The 6,562-nt window shown below is 70.4% G+C and carries 7 protein-coding genes; 5 read left to right on the forward strand and 2 right to left on the reverse strand.

The genetic code is table 11. The annotated features are described in order from the left end of the window. Position 1: 1 nt before the first annotated feature. Positions 2 to 1,054 (forward strand): Rieske 2Fe-2S domain-containing protein, encoded by a 1,053-nt coding sequence (locus G3N62_RS23915; RefSeq protein WP_124669517.1) that lies wholly within the window; start codon positions 2 to 4, stop codon positions 1,052 to 1,054. 26 nt (positions 1,055 to 1,080) lie between these two features. Further along, positions 1,081 to 2,103 (forward strand): Rieske (2Fe-2S) protein, encoded by a 1,023-nt coding sequence (locus G3N62_RS23920; RefSeq protein WP_241013186.1) that lies wholly within the window; start codon positions 1,081 to 1,083, stop codon positions 2,101 to 2,103. A 30-nt stretch (positions 2,104 to 2,133) separates the two neighbouring features. On the opposite strand, the gene G3N62_RS23925 is transcribed toward G3N62_RS23920, so the two are convergent. Both G3N62_RS23925 and G3N62_RS23930 read right to left on the reverse strand, forming a co-directional pair. Next, positions 2,134 to 2,841 carry a succinate dehydrogenase/fumarate reductase iron-sulfur subunit gene (locus G3N62_RS23925; protein WP_124669519.1) on the reverse strand — a complete coding sequence of 236 codons (708 nt, stop codon included), beginning with the start codon at positions 2,839 to 2,841 and terminating at the stop codon, positions 2,134 to 2,136. Positions 2,842 to 2,889: 48 nt separating this feature from the next. Beyond that, positions 2,890 to 3,132, reverse strand: coding sequence for a DUF6566 family protein (locus G3N62_RS23930; protein WP_034190009.1), 243 nt, complete (start codon positions 3,130 to 3,132; stop codon positions 2,890 to 2,892). Positions 3,133 to 3,308: 176 nt separating this feature from the next. On the opposite strand from G3N62_RS23930, the gene G3N62_RS23935 reads away from it, so the two are divergent. The 3 genes from G3N62_RS23935 to G3N62_RS23945 are packed head-to-tail and all read left to right on the forward strand — an operon-like array spanning position 3,309 to position 6,534. Beyond that, entirely contained in the window at positions 3,309 to 4,004 is a 696-nt protein-coding gene (locus G3N62_RS23935; protein WP_034190093.1) for an MgtC/SapB family protein, read from the forward strand. Next, on the forward strand, positions 4,001 to 4,339 hold the full coding sequence (locus G3N62_RS23940; RefSeq protein ID WP_124669520.1) for a hypothetical protein: 339 nt from the start codon (positions 4,001 to 4,003) through the stop codon (positions 4,337 to 4,339). The genes G3N62_RS23935 and G3N62_RS23940 overlap by 4 nt, the downstream gene beginning before the upstream one ends. Beyond that, a complete protein-coding gene (locus G3N62_RS23945; RefSeq protein WP_124669521.1) occupies positions 4,336 to 6,534 on the forward strand; it encodes a VTT domain-containing protein in 2,199 nt (732 codons plus the stop codon). The genes G3N62_RS23940 and G3N62_RS23945 overlap by 4 nt, the downstream gene beginning before the upstream one ends. The last annotated feature ends 28 nt before the right edge of the window (positions 6,535 to 6,562 follow it).

Here is a 6,562-nt window from a genome sequence, read left to right on the forward strand (position 1 = left end):
CATGCACGCATCGATCCCTCCCGTGTCCGCGCCCGCCGCCTCGCGACATCGCTATCCGGACGGCTGGTTCGCGCTGGCCTACAGCCGCGACGTCAGACCCGGCGCGCTCGTCGTCACGCGTTTCATGGGCGAGGACGTCGTGCTTTATCGAACGGCATCCGGCCTGATTCGCGCGGTCGCGCCGCATTGCCCGCACCTCGGCGCGCATCTCGGGCACGGCGGCGTCGTGCGCGGCGAGGAGATCGTGTGCCCGTTCCATCACCTCGCGTTCGCGCCGGACGGCACCTGCGTGCGCGCCGGGCAGGACGGCAAGCCGCCTGCCGCCACGCTGCGGCACCGCCAGGTGCGCGAATGGAACGGCCTCGTGCTCGCATGGCAGGACCGTGCGGGCGCACCGCCGTCGTGGTCGCTGCCCGACCTCGACCTCGATGGTTATTCGCGGCCGCGCGGCGCGTGCCACACCCTGAACGGCAATCTGCAGAATCCGGCCGAGAACGGCGTCGACGTCAACCATTTCAGTCCGGTGCACGGCTGGTCGAATCCGGTGCTGGAGCCGCCGCAAGCCGACGGCCACCGGATGACGATGCGCTCGACGCTCGTGCTGCTCGGGCAACGGCTGTTGCTGGATATCACGATGCACGGCCTGGGCTGCATGGCCGCGCGCATGGAACTGCCGGACCTCGGGCTGCATGCGCGGGTCGTGCTGTTCCCGACGCAGATCGAACCCGATCGCTGGACGTGCCGTGAATTCGTGGCACTGCGCGTCGAACGCGCGTCGGCGTGGCCGTCGCCGCTGCGCCGGGCCCTGCACGAGGTACTCGCGAGCGCCGCTTACCGTTGGTGGTTCGTGCCGCAGTTCAAGCGCGACCTGCGCATCTGGCATCACCGCGACTACGACGCGCGCCCGACGCTGATGGCCGGCGAGATGCCGATCATGACGTTCCGGCGCTGGGCCGCGCAGTTCTATCCGGCACCCGACGGCGATGCGCCCGACGGGCAGGACGGCGCCGGGCCGGCGGCCGTCGCCTACGTCGATCGGGCATTCGCGCGATGAGTGCCAAGCCGACGCAGGAGCACGCGATGAATGCAACCGGCCCCGCCGACGAGATCGCGCCGCTGCCCTATCCGGACGGATGGTTCGCACTGTGTTTCAGCCGCGAGCTGAAGCGCGGCAGCGTGCTCACGACGCCGTTCATGGGACGCGATGTCGTGCTGTACCGGACCGCATCGGGCGTCGCCTGCGCGGTCGACGCGTATTGCCCGCACCAGGGCGCGCATCTCGGCCACGGCGGCACGGTCGACGGCGAGCAGATCGTCTGCCCGTTCCATCACTACGCATACGGCCCCGACGGCCGGCGCGCCACCGCCCGCTGCCCGCACGGCACCCAAGGGCTGACGCTTCGCACCCGGCACGTGCGCGAATGGAACGGCTTCGTATTCGTGTGGCAGAACGCCGACGGCCTGGCGCCGACCTGGGAACTGCCCGACGTGGACATGACCGGCTTCTCGGCGCCGGTCGGCCAGGCATTCACGCTGCGCGGCGTGATGCAGAACCTGCCGGAAAACGGCTACGACCTCGAGCATTTCGGCGCGCTGCATAGCTGGAAGGACATGAAACCGCATGCCCCGGTGATCGACGGCCCGCGTATTTCGATGCAGGTGGACATGGCGTGGAAGAACATCAGATGGAGCACGCTGATCGGCGTGCACGGCCTCGGGTGCGTGTCGTCCGACCATGAAATGAAGGCGATCGGCCTCGAAGCGAAGATCTTCGCGTGCGGCGTGCAGATCGCGCCGCTGCGCTGGACCTTCCGGGACGGCATCTCGTTCCGCTTTTCGTGGCTGTCGAGGTGGCCGGCCCCGCTGCAGCGCGTCGTCTACGCCGCGCTCGGCCGGTTGCTGCACCGACTGTGGCTCGTGCCGGTGTTCAAGGAAGACATCATGGTGTGGAGCAATCGCGACTACACGGGCTACGGTACGCCGGGCGCGGGCGACGGGCCGTACCCGGTGTTTCAGCGATGGGCGCGGCAGTTCTATCCGGCCGGGGATCGGGCCGAAGCACGGCATCGCGCCGCGCATGCCGATGCGTTCGCCGGGAAATAACAGGCGCCGACGGCCTCGGGGGTGCCTGCGTCACACCGTCCGCCTGACCAGCATCGTCCGGATCTCCGAAATCGCCCGGATCGGATTCAGCCCTTTCGGGCACACGTCCATGCAGTTCATGATCGTCCGGCACCGGAACAGCCGGTACGGATCCTCGAGGTTGTCGAGCCGCCCGGCCGTCCCGAGGTCGCGCGAATCCGCGATGAAACGGTACGCCTGCAGCAGCCCCGCCGGGCCGACGAACTTGTCCGGATTCCACCAGTAACTCGGGCAGGCGGTCGAGCAGCACGCGCACAGGATGCATTCGTACAGCCCGTCCAGCTGGTCGCGTTCCTGCGGCGATTGCAGGCGTTCGCGCGCCGGCGGCGGCGTGTCGTTGATCAGGTATGGCCGGATCGAGTGGTACTGGTTGAAGAAATCGGTCATGTCGACGATCAGGTCGCGCACCACCGGCAGCCCCGGCAGCGGCCGCAGCACGATGTCACGCGGCAGCGTCTGCATGTTCGCCAGGCACGCTAGCCCATTGCGGCCGTTGATGTTCATCGCATCCGACCCGCAGATGCCTTCACGGCACGAACGCCGGTACGACAGCGTCTCGTCGTCGCGCTTCACGCGGCCGAGTACGTCGAGCAGCATGCGGTCGTCCGGGTTCACGTCGATCTCGTAGCGCTGCATGTACGGCCGCGCGTCGCGATCGGGGTCGTAGCGATAGATATGAAGGGTGCGGGGGGCGCTCATCAATGCCTCCAGACGCGGGCCGCATGCGGCCCGCCAGTGAGATGCCGGTCAGTCGTCATCCACGCGCTTGTCGATCAGGTAACGTCCGCGCTCCACGCCCGCGCGCAGCGCCTCGAGTTCGGTCAGCCACTCGGGGCCGCCCGGTGCCGGCACGACCATCTCGATGCGGGCGCCGTCGACATAGACCTGCACCTCGTCGCGCCACGCGCCGCTTTCATCGCGCCGCGCCCACACGAGGATCTCGTGACCGCGATACGGGTCGCGGACCTGTGCATCCTGTTGATGTTGCACGGTGGCCTCCTGTCCTTATCTGCGATACCAGTGCAAAAAATGCGCGCAGCATGACCGCCGCGCACGCCGGCGGCCTTGCGCGCACGCGCCGTGCCCGCCCGGCACGCGGCTTGCGTCCCTTTCGTCCATCGAATCGCCGGCGGACCGTCTCGCGCCGGCCGGAAGGAGCGCACATCATGATCGGCCACCTCGAACTGCTCGGACGACTGCTGCTCGCGGCGCTGCTCGGCAGCGTCATCGGCCTCGAACGCGAGCGCCTGAACTGGGCCGCCGGGCTGCGCACACACATGCTCGTGTGCGTGGGCGCCGCGCTCGTGATGCTGGTGTCGACCTTCGGCTTCGAGGACGTGCGCGGGCAAAACGGCGTCGTGCTCGATCCGTCCCGGGTCGCCGCGCAGGTGGTGTCGGGCATCGGCTTTCTCGGCGCCGGATCGATCCTGCTGCGCGGCGAAGTCGTGCGCGGACTGACGACGGCGGCAAGCCTGTGGGCCGTGGCCGGCGTCGGCCTTGCCACGGGCGGCGGCATGTACCTGGCGTCGATCGGCGCGACGGCGATCGTGCTCGCGATCCTCGCGGGCGTGAAGCCGCTCGAACGCCGCTTCATCGCGCAGCGCCAGCAGCGCACTCTGCAGCTCGTGGCCGAGCGCGGCGGCCTCACGCTCGGCACGCTGCACGAGGCGCTCGGCCCCGGCCGCGTGCGCGTGAAGCGGTTCATCGTCCAGCAGTCGGACGACGATCCCGACACCGACGACATTTCCGTCTCCTTCTCGCGTACGAGCGGACCGGAATTTGCCGCGATCTGCGAGACGCTGCGGAACATCGCCTGCGTACGAACCTGCCAACCCGACAACGTGCCAAGGAGCTTCGCGTGACCCGGACCGACCTGCTTTCCTATCTCGTGACGAGCCAGCTGGCCGCGCGCATGCGCTCCGGCAACTGGCTCACCGCCAGCCAGCTCGTGGGCGCGCTGCGCGCATGGCTCGCCTGCCATCGCGCCGAATGCGGATGGCTCGAGCGGATCAGGATCGCGAACGCATCGACGACGATCGCGCAAGGCATCTACGACATCGCGATCGCCAACGGCGACCCGCACCGCGGCGCCTACGTGCGGCTCGACGCGGATTCGCCGGAACTGCTGGCATTGCGCGCACGCTGCGGCGCGCTGCTGCAGCGCATCGACGGCGGCTGGGACGGCGACGCCCGATGAGCGTGCCGGATCGCACGACAGGCGCCGCCGAGCCGACCGCCGACGCCGCCCGGCCCGGCGACGTATCGCGGCATGGCCTGCTCGAACGCGGGCGCAACTGCGACGCGATCCGCGGCGCGGACCGCTTCACGATGCTCGTCGACGGCGACGCGTATTTCTCGACGCTGCGCGCCGCGCTGCTGCGCGCGCGCCATACGGTGTTCATCGTCGGCTGGGACGTCGACAGCCGGATGCGGCTCGCGCCCGGCGCCCCCGGCGACAGGTTGCCCGACACGCTCGCGGCCTTCCTGCACGCGCTCGCCGAAGCGCGCCACAACCTGCGCATCTACGTGCTCGCGTGGGACTTCGCGATGATCTACGCACTGGAGCGCGACTGGCCGCCCGTGTATCGCGCCGGCTGGCGCGCGCATCGCGGCATCGTGTTCCGGCTCGACGACACGCATCCGCGCGGCGCGTCGCATCATCAGAAGCTCGTCGTGATCGACGACCGGCTCGCGTTCGTCGGCGGACTCGACCTGACGCGGGCGCGCTGGGACACGCCCGCGCACGCGGCCGGCGACCCGCGCCGCCGCGACGAGCACGGAATGCCTTATGCGCCGTTCCATGACGTGCAGGCGATGTTCGACGGCGATGCGGCCGCCGCGATCGGCGAGCAGGCGCGGGCACGCTGGCTGCAGGCGTGCGGGCGCCCGATCGCGATCCGTGCGCAGCGCCACCTCGAGCGGCCGGACGACGACGATCCATGGCCGCCGGACGCGCGCGTCGACCTGCGCGACGTGCGGCTCGGCATCGCCTATACGGTACCGCGCCACGGCGGCCGCGAGCCGGTGCGACAGGTGCAGGCGCTCGTCGAGGACACGATCCGCGCGGCGCGCCGGCACCTGTATGTCGAGAACCAGTATTTCACCGCGGCGGTGGTCCGCGAGACGCTGTCCGCCCGCCTCGCCGACGCGCACGGGCCGGACGTGACGGTCGTCGCGCCGCGCGTGCAGAGCGGCTGGCTGCAGGAAGCGACGATGGGCGTGCTGCGCGCGCGGCTGCACGCGACGCTGGCGTCGGCCGACCGCTTCGGCCGCTACCGGCTGCTGTATCCGCACGTCGACGGGCTCGGCGACGCCTGCGTGAACGTGCACAGCAAGCTCGCGATCGTCGACGACGAATGCATCGTGATCGGCAGCGCGAACCTGAACAACCGCTCGATGGTGCTCGACACCGAATGCTGCGTGGCGCTCGTCGCGGCCGGCGATGCACGCATCCGCGCCGCGATCGCCGGCATGCGCGACCGGCTGCTGGCCGAACATCTCGGCACGACGCCCGCGGCAGTGGCCGAGGCGCTCGCGGGCGCCGAACGGCCGAACGCGGCGCTCGACCGGCTGCGCGCGAAACCGGGCCGCACGCTGCGCACGCTCGATCCGGCCGTCGCGCCGCAGCTCGACGCGCTCGTGCCGGTCAGCGCGTGGCTCGACCCGGAACAGCCGATCGAACCGGACCGGTTCGTCCGCGAATTCGTGCCGCACGACCACCATCGTCCGCTCACCGCACGCTTTTTCGCGCTCGGCACGGCCGTGCTGCTGGTCGCCGCGCTCACGCTCGCGTGGCGCTTCACGCCGCTCGGCGCACACCTGAACGTCGCGTCGCTGTCGCATGCGGCCGCCCGCATCGCGCAACTGCCTGCCGCGCCGGTGCTGCTGCTGGCCGGCTACGTGATCGCGGCGACGCTCGCGATCCCGGTCACGCTGCTGATCGCCGTGACGGGGCTCGTGTTCGGCGCATGGCCGGGGCTCGCGTATGCGGCGATCGGCACGATGGCGGCGGCGGCCGTCACCTACGAGCTGGGCCGCTGGCTGGGGCGCGACGCGGTGCGCCGGCTGGCCGGTGCACGCGCGAACCGGCTGAGCGAACACATCGGCCGGCGGGGCGTGCTCGCGATGGCCATGCTGCGCTTGCTGCCGATCGCCCCGTTCTCGGTCGTGAACCTCGTCGCCGGCGCGTCGCACATCGGCTTGCGCGACTTCCTGGTCGGCACGGCGATCGGGATGCTGCCCGGCATCGTGTTGACCGTCACGTTCGCGCACCAGTTGACGGCCGCGCTCAGTCATCCCCGGCCCGCCGCGTTCGCGTGGCTCGCCGCGATCGGGCTTGCGCTGGTCGGCGTGTCGATCCTGCTCGTCAGGATGCTGAGACGATGGCGCTGAGCACGCACGCGGCGCCGCCGCCGATCAT

Origin of the sequence: Burkholderia sp. Tr-20355, from assembly GCF_017104685.1 — a bacterium.
GTDB classification, from domain to species: Bacteria; Pseudomonadota; Gammaproteobacteria; order Burkholderiales; family Burkholderiaceae; genus Burkholderia; species Burkholderia seminalis.